Source organism: Kitasatospora sp. NPDC088346 (assembly GCF_044740765.1).
In the GTDB taxonomy this organism is placed as follows: Bacteria; Actinomycetota; Actinomycetes; order Streptomycetales; family Streptomycetaceae; genus Kitasatospora.
Genome location: NZ_JBIURH010000031.1, coordinates 34,284 through 50,641 on the forward strand (window position 1 = coordinate 34,284; position 16,358 = coordinate 50,641).

At 75.0% G+C, this 16,358-nt stretch carries 21 protein-coding genes; all 21 read left to right on the plus strand.

All coding sequences use genetic code 11. The features are described 5' to 3' along the window. Positions 1–40 precede the first annotated feature (40 nt). Positions 41–409 carry a hypothetical protein gene (locus ACIOFR_RS29780; protein ID WP_401002317.1) on the plus strand — a complete coding sequence of 123 codons (369 nt, stop codon included), beginning with the start codon at positions 41–43 and terminating at the stop codon, positions 407–409. A gap of 8 nt (positions 410–417) precedes the next feature. After that, positions 418–1,149 (plus strand): hypothetical protein, encoded by a 732-nt coding sequence (locus ACIOFR_RS29785; RefSeq protein WP_401002318.1) that lies wholly within the window; start codon positions 418–420, stop codon positions 1,147–1,149. Positions 1,150–1,180: 31 nt separating this feature from the next. After that, positions 1,181–2,140 (plus strand): hypothetical protein, encoded by a 960-nt coding sequence (locus tag ACIOFR_RS29790; RefSeq protein ID WP_401002319.1) that lies wholly within the window; start codon positions 1,181–1,183, stop codon positions 2,138–2,140. Between the two features lie 201 nt (positions 2,141–2,341). Continuing rightward, positions 2,342–3,352 (plus strand): hypothetical protein, encoded by a 1,011-nt coding sequence (locus tag ACIOFR_RS29795; protein WP_401002320.1) that lies wholly within the window; start codon positions 2,342–2,344, stop codon positions 3,350–3,352. 20 nt (positions 3,353–3,372) lie between these two features. After that, the gene (locus tag ACIOFR_RS29800; protein ID WP_401002321.1) at positions 3,373–3,867 is read left to right on the plus strand and encodes a hypothetical protein; all 495 of its coding nucleotides are present in this window, start codon (positions 3,373–3,375) and stop codon (positions 3,865–3,867) included. 14 nt (positions 3,868–3,881) lie between these two features. Further along, the gene (locus ACIOFR_RS29805; RefSeq protein ID WP_401002322.1) at positions 3,882–4,358 is read left to right on the plus strand and encodes a hypothetical protein; all 477 of its coding nucleotides are present in this window, start codon (positions 3,882–3,884) and stop codon (positions 4,356–4,358) included. Continuing rightward, entirely contained in the window at positions 4,355–5,029 is a 675-nt protein-coding gene (locus ACIOFR_RS29810) for a hypothetical protein (protein WP_401002323.1), read from the plus strand. The genes ACIOFR_RS29805 and ACIOFR_RS29810 overlap by 4 nt, the downstream gene beginning before the upstream one ends. Then, entirely contained in the window at positions 5,026–5,865 is an 840-nt protein-coding gene (locus tag ACIOFR_RS29815; RefSeq protein ID WP_401002324.1) for a hypothetical protein, read from the plus strand. The genes ACIOFR_RS29810 and ACIOFR_RS29815 overlap by 4 nt, the downstream gene beginning before the upstream one ends. A gap of 17 nt (positions 5,866–5,882) precedes the next feature. Then, positions 5,883–6,284 carry a hypothetical protein gene (locus ACIOFR_RS29820; RefSeq protein ID WP_401002325.1) on the plus strand — a complete coding sequence of 134 codons (402 nt, stop codon included), beginning with the start codon at positions 5,883–5,885 and terminating at the stop codon, positions 6,282–6,284. A 93-nt stretch (positions 6,285–6,377) separates the two neighbouring features. Next, on the plus strand, positions 6,378–6,932 hold the full coding sequence (locus ACIOFR_RS29825; protein ID WP_401002326.1) for a hypothetical protein: 555 nt from the start codon (positions 6,378–6,380) through the stop codon (positions 6,930–6,932). A 139-nt stretch (positions 6,933–7,071) separates the two neighbouring features. Next, positions 7,072–8,838 (plus strand): type IV secretory system conjugative DNA transfer family protein, encoded by a 1,767-nt coding sequence (locus tag ACIOFR_RS29830; protein WP_401002369.1) that lies wholly within the window; start codon positions 7,072–7,074, stop codon positions 8,836–8,838. Further along, entirely contained in the window at positions 8,835–9,245 is a 411-nt protein-coding gene (locus tag ACIOFR_RS29835) for an XF1762 family protein (protein WP_401002327.1), read from the plus strand. The genes ACIOFR_RS29830 and ACIOFR_RS29835 overlap by 4 nt, the downstream gene beginning before the upstream one ends. Before the next feature lie 65 nt (positions 9,246–9,310). Then, on the plus strand, positions 9,311–10,144 hold the full coding sequence (locus ACIOFR_RS29840; RefSeq protein WP_401002370.1) for a hypothetical protein: 834 nt from the start codon (positions 9,311–9,313) through the stop codon (positions 10,142–10,144). Between the two features lie 238 nt (positions 10,145–10,382). Continuing rightward, positions 10,383–11,204: a hypothetical protein gene (locus tag ACIOFR_RS29845; protein WP_401002328.1), complete on the plus strand. Its 822-nt coding sequence runs from the start codon at positions 10,383–10,385 to the stop codon at positions 11,202–11,204. Positions 11,205–11,267: 63 nt separating this feature from the next. Next, entirely contained in the window at positions 11,268–11,741 is a 474-nt protein-coding gene (locus ACIOFR_RS29850; protein ID WP_401002329.1) for a hypothetical protein, read from the plus strand. 74 nt (positions 11,742–11,815) lie between these two features. Continuing rightward, a complete protein-coding gene (locus ACIOFR_RS29855; protein WP_401002330.1) occupies positions 11,816–12,640 on the plus strand; it encodes a hypothetical protein in 825 nt (274 codons plus the stop codon). 4 nt (positions 12,641–12,644) lie between these two features. Continuing rightward, positions 12,645–13,802 carry a DnaB-like helicase N-terminal domain-containing protein gene (locus ACIOFR_RS29860; protein WP_401002331.1) on the plus strand — a complete coding sequence of 386 codons (1,158 nt, stop codon included), beginning with the start codon at positions 12,645–12,647 and terminating at the stop codon, positions 13,800–13,802. Between the two features lie 43 nt (positions 13,803–13,845). Continuing rightward, positions 13,846–14,451 carry a hypothetical protein gene (locus ACIOFR_RS29865; RefSeq protein WP_401002332.1) on the plus strand — a complete coding sequence of 202 codons (606 nt, stop codon included), beginning with the start codon at positions 13,846–13,848 and terminating at the stop codon, positions 14,449–14,451. Between the two features lie 68 nt (positions 14,452–14,519). Further along, positions 14,520–15,056, plus strand: coding sequence for a hypothetical protein (locus ACIOFR_RS29870; RefSeq protein WP_401002333.1), 537 nt, complete (start codon positions 14,520–14,522; stop codon positions 15,054–15,056). Beyond that, positions 15,053–15,745 (plus strand): hypothetical protein, encoded by a 693-nt coding sequence (locus tag ACIOFR_RS29875; protein ID WP_401002334.1) that lies wholly within the window; start codon positions 15,053–15,055, stop codon positions 15,743–15,745. The genes ACIOFR_RS29870 and ACIOFR_RS29875 overlap by 4 nt, the downstream gene beginning before the upstream one ends. Further along, positions 15,742–16,329: a hypothetical protein gene (locus ACIOFR_RS29880; protein ID WP_401002335.1), complete on the plus strand. Its 588-nt coding sequence runs from the start codon at positions 15,742–15,744 to the stop codon at positions 16,327–16,329. The genes ACIOFR_RS29875 and ACIOFR_RS29880 overlap by 4 nt, the downstream gene beginning before the upstream one ends. The last annotated feature ends 29 nt before the right edge of the window (positions 16,330–16,358 follow it).

Consider the following 16,358-nt stretch of genomic DNA (forward strand, 5'->3'; position numbering starts at 1 on the left):
CCGCCTGCGTCTGCCCGTACCACTGCTTGAAAGGAATCCTTTGCCTGTCCCGCCGTCCCTGACCCGCCTCGACTCCCGGGTGGAGGCCGCCCTCGGCGCCAGCATCGCGGTGCTGCACGCCGAACAGGCGCGCCCCGGCGCCGCCGAGGCTCGGGTACTGGATGCCCATCGCGCGCTGACGAAGGCGGAGACCGCCGTCGCGTTCGAGCGAATACGGCTGCTGATCTGCGCGGACCGGCAGCGCCGGGTCGACGACCGGCTGCTCGCGGACCTCGGCGTCCAGTTGGAGGTCCTGGAGGACGCCGCTGCCTCCCGCGACCAGGCCGAGGCCGATCTGCTGGAGCACCTCCAGGCTCTGCAGAACCGCGACGCACCGAGGTCTCCGGCCGCGCCGGGTCGGAGCCGATGACGGGCCGTGTGGCACCGCAGCCGCTTCGCTTCGGTTGGAACTACGACCTGGGCGAGTTCGTCCTGGCTCCGCGCTACCCCAGGCCGGCTGTTACGCGGGTCCTGGCCGATGCCGGCTTCCACCTGCGGTCCGAGCCGTTCGGCGCGTGGCACATGGGCACCTCGCTGCCCATGTTCGATCAGAGCGCCGCGGCGGAAGCCGCGATCGGCCGCCTGATCGCCGAGGGCGTCGAGGTACGCAACTGGCACGAGCCGCAGCAGGGTTCGACCGCCGTACTGCGGCACTACGGGTGGCTGAACTCCGAGGCTCCGTTCCCCGACGCCGCAGAGACCGCCCGCCGGGCGCGGAGCGAGGCCGGCGGGCGGCTGGGCCGCGTCCGCCTGAGCTCCGACACGCGGGCCGTCACCGAGCAGATCGCCGAGGGCGAGGTCGAGGTGGAGGCCCGGCGCACGTTCGACGACGACGAATGGATGATCGCCGCCGACCGCGGCACCGGGCGCTACCTGGAACTGCGCCATCACCGCCCCACCGGGGCGCTGTCGATCACCGTGGACGCGCCGCAGACGTTCGCCGGCCACATCCGCCGGGAGTTCCGGCTGCTGGTCCTGCGCGAGACCCGTCCGCCGACGGCAGCCCGCATGCGCGCCGCACGCGCTGCCAGCCGCGCGCCCAGCAGCCGGCAGGCACCGGTGGCTCCGGCCCCTGCACCCCCCGCCGCGGCCCCCGCCCGCCGACGGTGATCCCCCACCCCCAACCCACAGCGAGGATTCCATGGCTGACATCACCTTCGGCACCGGCGCCGACGGCGCCATCACCGCCCGACTCGGCCCCCGTGCCCCCGACGCGGCACACCGGCTCCTGGAGCAGAACGGCGCCGTCGCGCTCCAGGACGACCGCGGGGTGTACGAGTTCCGCGGCGACGACGCCGTTTCCCGGGCCGCCCAGGCCGCGTACCTGCTGGACGCCGGCGAGCTGACCGTCGAAACGGGCGCCCGGGAAGACCCCGCCCGCGCGGCAACGTTCGGCGCCGACGTGGTCTTCGCACGCCACCCGGCCGAGGGGATCGTCGCCGCCACCGCCACCGACGCCACCGAGGGCCTGGTGCCCGACGTCCTGCGCCAGTTCGGGTGGCGCTACGACGGGTCCGCCCCCGACCGCGACATCTACCTGCCGCCGACCGGAGCCGGGGACCGGCAGTCGCTGATCTCCGCGGCCAGGGCGAGCCTGGTCCTGCAGGGCCTGGGCCTGCAGGTCGCCACCGTCGGCCTCGCCACGCCCCCCGCCTCCGCAGACCGCCTGGCCGAGGCCGCCGAGGACCTCGTGCTCGAACAGGTCAACCTGCTCACGCTCACCGACAGCCGGGACGTCGCCGACCTGCTGGACACCGCGCTCGACCCGAAGTCCGGGGCGCTGCCGAACCTCTCCCAGTTGCTCGCCGACGTGAGCACGTTCATCGACCAGGTGCCCGCCGAGCAGGGCGAGCTGCTCGCCGCCCGCGCCGACATCGCCCTCAGCCAGACGGCAGGGCTGTCCGACACCCTGCGCGACCTGCAGGCCGCCCTCGCCGACCTGGGCTCCGTCGTCGAAGCGCCGATCGCGACCGCGCGCAGCGTCCGGGCCACCGCCGCGAGCGCCGTCACCGCCCGCGGCCTCGGCGTCGGCCCCATCATCCAGGCGGCCCCGTCCGTGCAGGCGCTCTCCACCGCACCCACGCACGCCGCCAGCCTCTAGGAGCCCCGCATCACCGACCGCCCCGTCATCCAGATCACCCGCCACCCCGAGCACGGCGTCGCCGTCACCGGTCTCGACCACGCCACCTACCGCCAGCGCCGGCTGCTGGCCGACTACGGCTTCACCCCGCTCGCGGGCACCAGCGGCGACCTCGCGTTCACCGGCCGGACCGACAACCTGCTGCTCCACGCCCGCCAGACCGTGGCGGCCCTGCGCTCCACTGGTGCCGACGTCCGCCCGGACCGGGCGTTTGAGTACGACGCCCACCCCGGCTACCCGTCCCCCTCCTCGGCCGCCGCCGCGCCCGGCACGAAGATCGTCACCGGCCGTGTCTCCCCCGCTCCCGACGCCCCGCTCGTCACCGGTCCCGCCGCGTCGGCCCGGGCCGACGTCACGGTGGGCACCCACCACGAGCACGGCATCACCGCCACCAACAACACCGCCGACCCCGCCGCCGCCAAGCACCTCGCGGCCGCCGGCTTCTACCGGGTCCCCGGCCACCCGACGCTGTTCTCCCTCACCGAGCAGCAGGCCAACGGCCCCGAGCGGGCCATGGACACCGTGGCCCGGCTGCGCGCGGCCGGCCTGAGCGTGGCGGCCGACCTGCCGTACGACCCGGACCGCTCGCCGGACAACACGGCGGACCAGTTCCACACCCACCTGGTCAAGGTCACCGCGCCGCCCGCGCCCTCCCGGCCGCGTCCGGCCGGGGACGACCCGTTCGCCACCCGGATCATCCCCGCGCCCGACCTCGGCCCCGGCAAGCGGCCCGAACCGGAGTCCGGAGGGGACCCGTTCGCCACCCGCGTGCACCCGGCCCCCGCGGAATCCGGCAGCCGGATGGGCGCCCTGCTGAACAACCGGCAGAACACCCTGGCCGCGATCGAGGAGATCCTCACGGGCCTCGCCCAGCAGCTGCGCGACGACCCGCAGGCCCTGGACCCCGAGCAGGTCTCCGCCGTGCTGGAGAGCGCCCAGACCACCCTCGGCGGCGTCCGCAAGGACCTGGAGACCATCTCCGCCGCCTCCCCCGCGCGCACCCGCGCCGCCGCCCCCGCCGCCCGGCCGCCGGTCGGGGCCACCCTCGGCGCCCGTGCCAAGGCCGCCCGCGCCACCAGCCTCCAGCTCGGCCGGGTCGGCGCGGCCCAGCCCGTCGAGGCCGCCGCGCAGCCGGTCGACCCCCGCCACGCCTACAGCATCCACGCCCGCTGAACCCTGCGAAGGAGCCTTACTTGGCCGTGAAGACCCGATGGCCCGTCACCCACTCCTGCGGACACGAGGTCGAGCACGACCTGTCCGCCCGCCCGGCCGACCGGCGTGCCGGCTACGCCCGCTGGCTCGCCGGCCGCGACTGCACGGACTGCTGGCGCGCCGACCGCGAGAGCGACGGCGTGGAACGGGCCGCGTGGATCGCCGCCCGCCGCGCCGAGGAGCAGCAGGCCGCCGCCGCGTGGGCCGAGCAGTACCGCATGCCGCCGCTGACCGGGCCGCAGACGATCCTCGCCTGGGGCGAGCGCTCGCGCCACCAGCTCGTCACCGCCGCCTACCGGGCCCTCGTCGTCGAGGGCACGCTCCCGGAGGAGCGGTGGGAGGAGGTCGAGGGCCGCGCCCGCACCGTGGATCGCGCCGGGTGGTGGATCGACCAGCGCGAAGCTCCGGCCGGTGACCTGCCCGAGCTGCTGGAGGCCGCCACCGACGCGGACCGCAGCACCGAGAACCCGTACTAGGCGAGGCCCCGACCGTGTCCCCCACCCCCGCCACCGCCCGACGCAGCGTTCCGGACGACGCCGAGAGCGCCCGCACCGCCGCGCAGGCCGTGCGGCGCCTGGGCGACTCCCTCGCCGACAGCAGCCTGCCCGCCGACATCGCCCGGCCCCTCGCCCTGCTGGAGCCCCTGCTCGCCGAGGTCGAGGAGACCCTTCGACTCGCCGCCGAGAGCACCGCCGGCGGCGGCACACGCGCCGCCCGGCAGACGGCCGAGCAGCTCGTACAGGCCGGCGCCACCGCAATCCTGCTGCGTCTGCACCTGGAGCAGATCAGCACCCGCCTGGCCGGCTACGGCCTCGCCTTCCCGGCGGAGCCCGCCACGCTCTCGCCCCGGGCGGCAGCCGCACACAGCCACTCCACGGAGTCCGCCGCCCGGCCCGTCCATGCGGGCGCGCCGACGCCGGCACCCGTCATCGCGGTGGCGCCCGCGGTCCGCGCCGTTGCCCGTTGAGCGAGCCGGTCCGCATCGCACCGGGCTCCTTCGGCGCCGCCGAGGCGACCGGAGCCGACCAGCGGGCCCGTAACGTCCTGGCCCGGCTCGGCTTCGCCCCGCCGCACGACGCCGAGCACCCTCTCGCCCTGCAGGGCACGGACGGGCCGCTCGTGCTGCGGGCGTTGGTGGGCGAAGGCGCGCGGCTGCTGGAGCGCGCCGGCTACCGGGTCGAGGTCGACCCCGAGCTCCGACTGGCCCCCGCAGGCGAGCAGGCCCTGGAGGTCCTGGCCGAGATCGCCGCCCGCCTGGGGGAGCTGACCGCCCTCGTCGAGTCCATGGACGACGTGCGCGACCTCGCCGACATCGGCGCGCAGATGGTCACCGGCCCGTACAGCACGACGGACGCACTGCACGCCCTGTTCACCTCCGGGGCCCAGACTTCCCTGCGCGCCGGCGGCTCCCTGCACGAGCGGGCCGACCTTCAGGCCTGGCATCTGGACGGCGCCGCCCACACGCGCGCCATCGCGACGGCGGCAGCTGCCACCGGATATCCCCCGCCCGCCGCGACGGAGCCGCGGGTGCGCGCCGCGCGGACCCGCTCGCCCGCCGCCCGCGCCTCCACCGCCGTCCCCGTCACCTCGGCGACAGCCACCGAACCCGCCCCCAGCCCACGAAGGACCCGCGCATGAGCAAGCCCACCACCGTCGCCTCCTACGCCCAGCGGCTGCGCGCCCTCGCCGACCAGCTGGACTCCCAGCAGCGCACTCCCAGCCAGGCCCTGCTCCAGACCCTCCTCGCCGACAAGGGCCTGCTGGCACTCGCCTCCTCCATGGCCGTCACCGTCCGTGCCGATCTCGACGGCCTGGAGCACACCCACCGCTCCGACCCAGCGGCCGAGGACCTGTACGAACTCGGCCACCTCGCCGCCGACGCCGGGGAGGCCATCGACGAAGCGCTGGGGAAGTCCGGCCCCCACCTCGCGGCCTCGCTGAAACTTCTCACCCAGGACCTCAGCCCGGCCGAAGCCGCGGCCAACCGCCACGCCATCGAGCAGGCCCTGTGGACCGGACCCGCAACGGCCGACGGCGAACGGGTCTACCTGTTCTGGCCGGAAGGCTCCACCCACCTCCCGGTCCCGGCCCTCGCCACCCCCAGCGCCGGCTACGTCGACCCGTACGGCAACGCACTGTTCACCCGCAGCGGAGCCGAGCAGATCGTCGCCGACCTGCTCAAGGACGACTGCGGGATGACCGCCGCGTTCGAGGCCGACGGCACCCTTCAGTTCTCCTGGCCCAAGGAGTACGACGGCGAGGGCGGTCACGAGCAGGTCGCCGCCGACGCGCGCGGCCTGTACGCCATCGGCGGCCACTGGCCGTGGGACTACCGCAGGCCCCTCGCGTCCGACCTGAGTACCCGCGCGCAGGCCGCCCGGGTGGCCACCCTCCCGTCCACGGCGCCGTCCGCGACCTCCTCCGAGCCGGCGCACCACCCCGTTCCGCAGCCCTCGGCGGGCAAGGCCCGCTGACCGCCCCGAAGGAGACCATGCCCCCCACGACCCAGCCGTCCCCCGCGGTCCGGGCCACCGAGGCGCTGCGGCTCGTCTGCGAGCACCTGCGCAACGCCTCCGGTCCCGCCGAGGTCGCCGACCTGGTCGAGGCGATCACCCGCGACGGCGGCACCCTCGAAGCGCTCTCCGACGCCCTCGCCACCGCCAGCCGATGGGTCAAGGACGCGCCCGGCGGCAACTACCTGTGGCAGCCGCTCGCCCTCGCCGCCGACGAGATCTGGCAGGCCGGTACCGACATCACCGACACACCCGAGCGCCTGCGCTCCGCGGCCGCCCGCCCCGCCCGGATCCGTTCGAGCGCCGCACGGCCCGTGGCCCCGCCGGCACCGGCCCCGACCCAGCCGCCCGGCACAGGACCCGCCCCGCGCAGACGCTGAACCACCCACCCCTGGAGAAACGTTTCCCTGATCCCGTCCATCACCCGCTACGCCAGCACCCGCGACCTGCTCGTCGCCGCCCAGCACCACGCCGTGCGCCTGCCGGGCACCCCCCGGGTCACCGTCCTCGACGCCTGGCGGCCGATCGCCGGACTGCCTGCTCCCGGCAGCGCGGAACTGGACTCCCTCGCAGCCGAACTGGACGCCCACCTGCGCACGCGGCGGCCCGAGCGGGACCTGCGGCCGGGCCGCAGCCGGGACGTGTGGCACTGCACCGTCCGCGCCCATCCCGACAGTGCCCCGCTCCCGGACGAACGGTGGGCCTCGACCGCCCGCCGGATCCTGGCCGCCACCGGCATCGTGCCCATCGACGATCCCTCGGCCTGCCGGTGGATCGCCCTGCGGATCGGCGGCCACGAGGCGCGCATCGTCGCCCCGCTGATGCGCGCCGACGGCTCGGCCCCGCACCTGGAGCGCGACCTCTCCCTCGCCCACGCGGCCTGCCAGCTCGCCTCGTTCGACCGCGCCGGCCGCCTGCGCGCCTCCACCGCCCGCACCGCGCCCGCACCGGCCCGTCCGGCGTCCGCCCTGCGCAGCAGCGCCACGTCATGGAGCGGGACGCCCGCCCCGGCGGCACCGCACCGCTGAGCATCCTCCCCCTCTCCCCGGCCCCGGTCCCCGGCGCGTGAACACACCGCGCCCGGCGCCCGGCCGTCTCCCGCCCCGCGCCCGCGGCCCCTGAGGGCCTGCCGTCCCGTGCGCCCGGGCCATCCCCGCAAGGACGACCCTGCCCCCCGCTTCCTCCCCCAAGTCACCCTCCGCATCCCCCGGCACCGACGCCCTCCTCTACGCCCTGATCGGCGCCGGCCTCCTCCTCATCGCCTTCGGCTCGATCGCCTGGGCCCTCGGCAACACCACCGACCACTTCTTCGGGCAGGGCCCGTGGGCGGCCTACCAGCCGACCACGGCCGCCCTCCACCCCCAGCGGCTGTGGCCGGGACTCGGTCCCCTCGCCCTGCTCGTCGGCGCCAGGCTCCTGCCCGCCGCCGTCACCCTCGGCGTCGCCGCCGTGGGCCTGCGGATCTACCTGAAGGTCCGTAAGAAGAGCAGCGGCCTGGCCACCAGCCGCGACCTCGCCGTCCTCCTGCCCAAGGAGATCACTACCAAGGCCCGGAGCCTGCGCCCCAGCCTCGCCTCCGCCAAGCCCGGCACGATCCGCCCCGAGGACACCGGCATCCTGCTCGGCACCCTGGGCGAGAGGGGCCCCGAGGTCCGCACCTCGTGGGAGGACGTGGCCGTCGCCATCATGGCGCCGCGCTCCGGCAAGACGACCAGCCTCGCGGTCCCCTCGATCCTCAGCGCCCCCGGCCCAGTCCTGCTCACCAGCAACAAGGCGGCGGGCGACGCCTACACCGTCACCCTGGACGCCCGTGCCGAGGCCGGCCGGGTCTGGGTGATGGACCCCCAGCAGATCGCCCACACCGAGCAGGCGATGTGGTGGGATCCGCTCGCCGACGCCGGCGACCTCCCCGGAGCCCGGCGCCTGGCCCAGCACTTCGTGACCGCCGCCGTCGACGAGGGCGAGCAGGGCGACTTCTGGTCCACCGCGGCTGCCAACACCTTGACGGCCCTTTTCCTGGCGGCCGGCGCCGACGGGCGCCCGATCACCGATGTCCTGGCCTGGCTCGCCCAGCCCGCCGACCGCACCCCGATCGACATCCTCAAGTCCAACCAACTGTCCGCCATTGCAGCCCAGTTGCAGGGCACGGTGTCCGGTGCGGTCGAGACCAGGGACGGCATCTACGAGACCGCGCGCCAGTACGCCGCATGCCTGCTCGACCCGAAGATCGCCGCCTGGGTCACCCCCAACAGCGAGCTGCCGGAGTTCAAGCCCGCCGACTTCGTCACCCGCACGGACACCCTCTACCTGCTCAGCAAGGACGGCGGCGGCAGCGCGTCCGCACTGATCGCCGCCGCGGCCGACAGCGTGATGCGCACCGCGGTCGTCCAGGCCGAACGTGACGGCGGACGCCTCGACCCGCCGCTGCTGTGCATCCTGGACGAGGCCGCGAATGTGTGCAAGATCGGCGATCTGCCCGATCTGTACTCGCACCTGGGCTCCCGCGGGGTCATCCCGATCACGATCCTGCAGTCCTACCGGCAGGGCCAGCGGGTGTGGGGCGAGGTCGGCATGGACGCCCTGTGGTCCGCCGCGACGATCAAGCTCGTCGGGTCCGGCATCGACGACGCGGACTTCGCCGACAAGCTCTCCAGGCTCGTCGGCGAGCACGACGTCGAGACCGTCTCGCACTCCACCAGCGAGTCCGGGCGCTCCACCTCCGTGTCGATGCGCCAGGAACGGATCCTGCCCGCCGACCAGATCCGCGCGCTCGCGAAGGGCTCCGCGCTCTTGTTCGCCACTGGGGTCAAACCGGCACTGATCCGGTTGCGGCCCTGGTACAAGGAGCGCGGCGCCGACGTGATCGGCAAGGCCTCCGCCCGGCAGACCGCGGCGATCACCGAGCGTGCCCGCGCCAAGGCGGTGACCGCATGAGCCTCCACCTCGTGCCCGTCCGCGACCGCGACGCCGTCCGCACCGTCCGCCTGCGCCATCGCCGAACACCGCGAGGACGGGTGTTCGCCGTGGCCGGCGCCGACGACGACGGGAGGGTTCGCACTGTCGCCGTCGCCCACCGGCCGACCGCCGGACTGCTCGACGACGGCACCACGCTGGAGGTCACCTTCGCCGACGTCGGCACCGGCGCCCCGGTCGAGGACTCCCCGCTGTACACCGCCTGCCGCCGTGCTGCCGAATCCCTCGGTTACACCCGGCTCGTCACCTACGCCCGTGACGACGAGAGCGCCGCGCGCGCCCGACGCGCGGGATGGCGAGCCAGCGCCCGCCGCAGGGCGCGGCCGGGCGAAGGTCCCGTTGTCGTCTCGCTGTGGCAGGCGCCGTGACCGACACCGGCACCGCGCCCACCGTACGCACTCTGTCCCTGGGGGCAGGTGTGCAGTCGACCACCCTGTTGCTCCTGTCCGCGATCGGCGAGCTGCCGAAGCTGGATTTCGCTGTCTTCGCGGACACGGGCTGGGAGCCGAAGGCGGTCTATTCCCATCTCGACCGGGTCGAGCGGGAGATAGCCCAGCCCGCCGGAATCCCCATTCTCCGGGTCTCCTCCGGCAATATCAGAAATGATGCCCTGGACCCCGCTCACCGCTTCGCCAGCATGCCGCTCTACATCCTCAACAAGGACGGCTCACCTGGGATGACGCGGCGCCAGTGCACCGGCGAATACAAAATCAAGCCGATCAAGCGGCAGGTTCGGGAAATCCTCGGGTATCCGTATCCGGCGCGAATACCGGCCGAGGTGTTCGCCGAGCAGTGGATCGGCATTTCCACCGACGAGTTCCATCGGGCCAAGGATGCCGACGTCAAATACACGCGCAACAGGTTTCCGCTGATCGAGCTGGGCCTGTCGCGCGGTGACTGCCTGGGCCTGCTCGCCGAGCACGGTCTGGAGAGCACTCCGAAGAGCAGTTGCCTGGGGTGTCCGTTCCACGGCAATGCCCAGTGGCGGGCGATCCGCGACGGAGACCCGGCCGAGTGGGCGGACGTCGTCGACTTCGACGCGCAGATCCGCGCCGGGAACGCCCGGGCGAACGCGGACGGCCGGCCCCTGCTCGGCCAGGCCTACCTTCACCGCTCCCGTGTCCCGCTGTCCGAGGCGCCGATCGACCGCCTCACCCGCCGCGAGCAGCTCGCCCTGGAGGAACAGCTCGCTGCCGACGAGGCCGAGTTCGGCCCCGCCGACGGCTGCTCGCCCTACTCCTGCCGCTCCGGCAGCCCAGTCGCATGAACGCCGTCGGCACGGTCGCGCCGGACCGCACGCGCGAACAAGCCTCTGCCCGTCACCTGCCCACCCCGGGCGACCAGACCCGTGGCGGTGCGCGTCCCGCACGGCGGGGCGCCCGGCCCCGCGGTTCCTCCGCCCGGCCGGAGCACCGCCCTTGACCCCGGACAGTGCGTTCCCGCGAGGCGGCTACCGTCCGCTGTCCACGGCCGGTGAACCGGCGTGGTTCGGTCCCGACCACCGAATGGGGCCGTGGTCCTACGGCGAGCTGATCGCCCGTGCTCATCCCTGGCCGGTCCGCTGGCTCTACCCTCCACGCAGCGGTGACCCGCCCAGAATCGTCAACCTCTTCGCTGGTCCGGCCGGCTGGGAGCAGGGCCTGCGGATCCTCGATCCCCGCCCCGGCGCGTTCGACGTGATCGGCGTCGACCTGTCCGCGAACGCCTCGGCGACCGCGGTGGCGGCCGGTCACCGCCGGATCGTCTGCGATGTCCGCTCCCTCGACCCCACGAACCCGGCCCTTCGCCACGTCGAAGGGCTGATCGTCAGCGCCCCCTGCCAGGTCTGGACGCCGGCCGGCAGCCGCGAGGGCCACGAGGGGCGCAACCTCCGGCTCCTGAACGAAGTCCTGTCGCGGGCCGTCGAGGGAAGCTTCGGCCACTGGCACGACGAGGGCGAGTGCGGCGAGGGCGACACCTGCCTGATCTGCGGCGACCCCCACTGGGACGGCAACGCCGGCTGGACCGGACCGCTCCTGTCCAGGGCCGGCGTGCGGGAGCCGGTTGCCGAGATGACCAGACCGGACATCGGCCTGATCGCCGAGACCCTGATCTGGTCGCTGACGCTCACCGCGAAGTTCGACTCGCTTCGCTGGTTGGCGATGGAGCAGTCCAGCGCTCTGCCCACCGACGTGCTCGACGCCCTCGCCGACGCCCTTGAGCTCGCGGACTGGTACACCAGCGACTACGAGACGCTGGACGCCGCCGATGTCGGCCTCGCCTCCCACCGGCGCCGCACCTACTTCGTCGCCGGACGCCACGACAGGGTGAGTCTGCGCACCGCCTAGCCCAGCGACCCGACACCGGCCCGCACCGCCGCGCAGGCCCTCGGCTGGCAGAAGGGCGTGCGGGTGAACACCCGCGGGAACCGGGCGACGCCCGGGGGCAACGAGTGGAGTGCGGACGCGACCGCCACCGCCGTCACCGGGCGCAGCCGCAGCTGGTACTGGGCCGGTGACCCGCAGCGGCGGATCACCACCGGCGAGGCCTCCCTGCTCGTCGGTATGCCCGCCGGCCACCCCTGGGACGGCTCGGACACCGCCCGGTTCCGGCAGATCGGCGACGTCGTCGCCCCCACCGAGGCCGCACGCGTCCTCGGCCCGCTCCTCGGCCGGCCATGGCGGGAGGCGGTGCGCGGCTATCTGGAGGACCTGTACGGACCGCGTTCACAGGCCCGCGCCGCCTCCGCCAATCCGCGCCCTGTCTCCCGCCGCGCCGTAGCCGCCAGTACCGCGCCGGTCCTTCCGGGCCTGGACGCCCTGGGGGCCCCTGCGGAACTCCCGCCTCCGGCCCCGGACAACCGTCGTCCGCAGCGCTCGCGCTGACCGCCCCGGCAGCCCGGCCCCGGGCTGCCGGGCGCCGGACGCCGGGCCCACGCCCCTACTCCTTCAGGAAGTCCATGGAAGAAGCCGTCCACGCACTGCGTGGCTGGACACCCGGCGATCGCGCCAGCGCCACAGCCCTTCACCGGCTCGACGCCGAGCCCGCTCTCTACGAGGTCGTCGCCTCCCAGCAGAGCGCCACCGAACAGTTTCTGGTAGCCGCCGACCGCGGCGCGCCCTCGATGATGACCGGCACCAACAGGGCCGCCGGCATCCATCTGCGGCTCGACCCGTCCGCCCGGACCTTCCACCTGCGCATGTCCTCGGCGGTCACCTACGCCTGGGCCGGCCACTGGCTCGTCGGGCGCGGGGCGGGCCCCGACGCCCTCGCCGCCTACCACCCTGTTCCGCCGGACCCGTACGGCCTCGGCTCCCCGCACGAGTTCAACGGGCTGCTGGACGGCGGAGACTACGCGTTCGCCCGCCCCGGCGACGACGCCACCCTGCGCGTCGAGCACCGGATCCGCCGATCCGGCCCGCGCTACACGCTCCTCGGCCGGCAGATGGCCTACTCGTGCGGCTCCAGCGGCGGCGAGCGCGAGGCCAACTGGGCACTGCTGCTCGACCGCCACCCCCACGCGGCCGGCCGCCGATTCCTGCTCCAACTGGAGACCATCCACCTGCGCAGCGCGACCTACAGCATCACCGAGGGCGGCTTCCCCACCAAACAGCAGGCGGAAGACGTCCTGCGCCGGATCGACCCGCGCGCCCCCGCCCCAATGCCCGCCACCGACCCCGTCACGGGCCTCGCGCCGGCCAGGCAGCCGCTCCCGCCCAGAACGGCGGGCCAGGCGTTGCAGCCCCAGGCCGCCACAAGCCCTCCCCGCCGCGCGCGGAGGTGACGCGGTGAATCCCCAGACGGAGGCCGAGCAGGCGGTCCTCGGCGCAATCCTGCTGGCGCCGGAGCGGCTGCGCGACGTGGCCGGCTGGCTGCGGCCGGAGCACTTCTACCGGCCCGCCCACGCCGACCTTTTCGAAGTGCTGCTCGCCCAGGACGCGGCCGGGTACCCCGCTCCTCCCCCGGACGCCGACGGGGCGAGTTCCGCGTGGGCGACGCGGGCCATGGCCTCGGCGGCCGAGGCCAGCCCCGGCTTCACACCCGGGTACGGGCACACGCTGATCGCGGCGTGCCCCGTGACCGGCCACGCCGCCGCGTACGGCCGGATGGTACTGGAGACCGCGGTCCGCAGGCAGGTGCACGAACATGCCCACCGGCTGCTGGCCGCCGCCCGCACCGGCGCCATGGACGACACGCTCCGCCTCACCGGCGACCTGCGGGCCGTCATCGGTCAACTCGCCGACGCCTGGGGGTCGCTGGACGAGAGCCCGCGGCCCCTTCCCGGTCCATGGCCGCTCGAACTTCCCCCACCCGCCGTCGAGGAGACCCTGCAGCACGAGAGGGCGCTGCTCGCGTCCCTGACCGCCCTCCCGCGCGAGATCCGGGACATGTCCCCCTGGCTGCACCCGGCGGACTTCCTGGACCGCGGGCACCGCGCCGTCTACCGGGCCGTCGCCGCACTTGCCCACCGCGGCGAGCCGGTCGACCCGCTGACCGTCCTGTGGGAGGTCCAGCACCACGGAGACCTGGCCTCGGGCGCGACCACCGCCGACGCCGTGCGCGCCGTCACCCGGGCCGGCTTCAGCGGCGATCCGGGCTACTGGGCCGAACAGGTCCTCCAGTCCTCCGTCCTGCGCTCTGCCCACACTGCGGCGGGAACGGTGCGCATGCTGTCCCTCGACGCCTCGCTGCCCGCCGCCCGCCTCCTCGGATCGGCCCTGCGCACCCTGCGCGGCACCGAGGCGGTGCAGAAGCGCTGGCGTGCCGCCACCGGCACCGCCGACGCCGACGGGAACCCCGTCGGCGAACCCGGCGAGCCGGAGCACCGCCGCGACGCCGCCCGCGCCCGCTCACTCGCCCCCGTCCCCGACACCGGGACGAGGGGCCCTGCGTCGCCCGCGCAGCAGGCGGCCTGCGCCCGCGCGCCCATCCGCAGCAGCCACTGAGCCGCTGCCGACCCTCTCCCCTCTCCCAGCCGAAGGACCCCTGATGCCCACCTCCGTCCGGCCGCCAAGTCCCGCCTCCACCCGGCTGCGGGCCGCCGCCACCGCCATCGACGAGCTGATCGCCTCCCTTCCCGGTGCCTACCGCGAGCAGGGACCGCCCTCGGTGGCGGAACTCCGGGAGCACGCGGTGCGGATCGGCGAGCAGCACCAGGTGCTGCTGGGGACCGCCGCCGCTCTGACCGGCGCTCCGAACGCCGACACCGCGCAGCGGGCCCTCGCCCGTGCACTGGCCGATGCCGGCGCCCGCGCCGGCGAGGCCCTCGCCACCGTCGGGCGGGCCGGTGCGATGGCCGCCCGGCTCTACGAGGTCGACGGCCTCGACGGCCCAAGGGCCGTCGACGTGCGCGAGCGGGCCGGGCGCGAGCTGAACCTCGCCCTGTCGCGGACCCGACTCGCCCTGGAGGACGCCGGCGAAGGCCTGCGGCGCGAAGCCCGCTCGGGACGCGACGGCGCCGCGCTGCCCCCCGGCCGCCTCCGAGCCGCCGTCACCCGCAGCACCGCTGCCCACCCGGCAGCCGCGTTCATCGCCGCCCCGTACCCGGCTTCGCCGCCCGCCGTCCTGCCCATCACCGCCGGCCACCGCCGCTGACGCCGCCCTCACCTCCGGAGCCTTCCATCGCCCCACCCACGACCCCCGGGTTCGACACCGAGCTGGTCATGCTCGCGAACGTCATGGCCCATGTCGCCGAGGCCCTCAACGGCGCCGACACGATGCCCGGCCACCCGGGCGTGCCCTCTCCCGCGGCCCTGGCCGACGGAGCCGAGCACATGCTCACCGTGCTGCGGCACTGCTCCACCCGGGCCCAGGCCCTCCAGGCCGGGCCCGCCGACCATGCCCGGACCACGGCCGTCCGCGGCTTCCAGGCGGGCCGTGCCCACGCCGCGCGGGTGAACCGCCACCTCGCCCACGCGCTCGACGCCGCCGTCGCCCTCGAAGCCGGCCCCGAGGACAACGGCACCGGCCGTACAACCGACGTACGCGAGGACGCGCTCGGCTACCAGGTGCTGAACTCGGCGGCCCTGGCCCACAACGCCCTGGTCGCCGCCTGGCGGCAGATCACCGAGATCCGCGCCGAACTCCCCTCCCCGGCGCAGCGGCAGGCGTCCACCACTGCCCGCCCGAGGCGCCCAGCCTCCGCGCCGCCTGCCGCCGTTGCGGGCGTTGTCGCCCAGACGGGCGGGCGGCGGCGATGAGCGATATCAGCGCCGACGACGTCCAACGCCTCGCGGACCTCGCTGCGAACCTCGCTCAGATCCGCCGCGACCTGCGGCGCACCGCGAAGGCCCCGCCCGCCAGGGTTCCGGACCTGCTGGCCCGGGACATCGGCGCGCTCGCCGACTACGTGGCCGTGGCCTGCCTGCTGCGCGCCCAGTTGTCGCACCGCACCGGGCCCGCTGTGGCGAACGTCGGCGAGGACTGGGGACCCACGTTCGCCGCCACCCGGGCAAGCCCGGTTCTGCACCGGCTCACCGAAATCCTCGACCAGGCCTGCAACCTAGCGAACCAGGTCCGTCCCCGCGGCGAGACCCGCTCGCACTTCTACTCCCCGGGCCTGGCCGACCGCGTGACCCAGCAGTTCGCCGAGGTCGACGGCATGCTCTCCCACACCATCAGCACGATCCGCCGCTTCCGCACCGGCCTGGCCCAGGTCCGCAAGCGCGAACTCGCCCGCGAGCAGGGGGCGCTGGCGGACCCGGACGGCAAGGCCGCGCGCTTCCTCGCCGCGCGCGCCGAGTACCGCAAGCAGCCCCTGGTCATCGTGCCGTCCGGGTTCGCCGAGGAAGCCGCCGCCACCGCCGAGGCGGCGTCCCGCCGTTCCGGTGCCACCCGGATCGTCTCGCAGTCCCCCGCCGCCGCGAAGACTCCCTCCGCCCGGCGATGACCCCCGTCCCCCCGGATGATCGGAGTGCCCTGATCGACACCGACCCGTCGGCGGTGATGCGCTCCCTGGCCGACCGGCTGGAGGCCGTGAACCGCACGCTGCTGCCCTCGCCGGCTGGCCACCCCGCCGAGACGGCATGGCCCATGACCCACCTGGTGGCCATCGCCGCCGACGCCAGTGACGAGGTCCTGTTCCGCACCGCCGACCCCGGCGCCGACCGGGCCGCGCTCGCCGCGTTCGCCGCCGCCGTATCCGGCACCGCCCAGGTCCTGGCCGTCGTCGCCGACTCCGCGCACCGCCTGTTGACCGCACCGCCCGCGACCTCCTCCCCGGCCGAGGCCGGCCACGCCCACTCCGTCGCGCGCGCGCTCGTCACGACCACCGCGCGGGAGCTCATTTCGGCCGCCGACCGCGTGTCCACCGCACCAGTGGCCGCCGTCACCGACCTGTCGAGCCACCGCGGCGCGCAGGCAGGCGCGGCGCTGGCCCGCTCCCGCGTCGTCAGCGTCCAACCCGCCGTCCCGGACACGCCCAACGACGCCGCCCCCGCAGCGCCCGTCATCCCCTTGCGCCGCAACCGCTGACCACCTGGAGCGCTCCCTGCCCGCCCTCG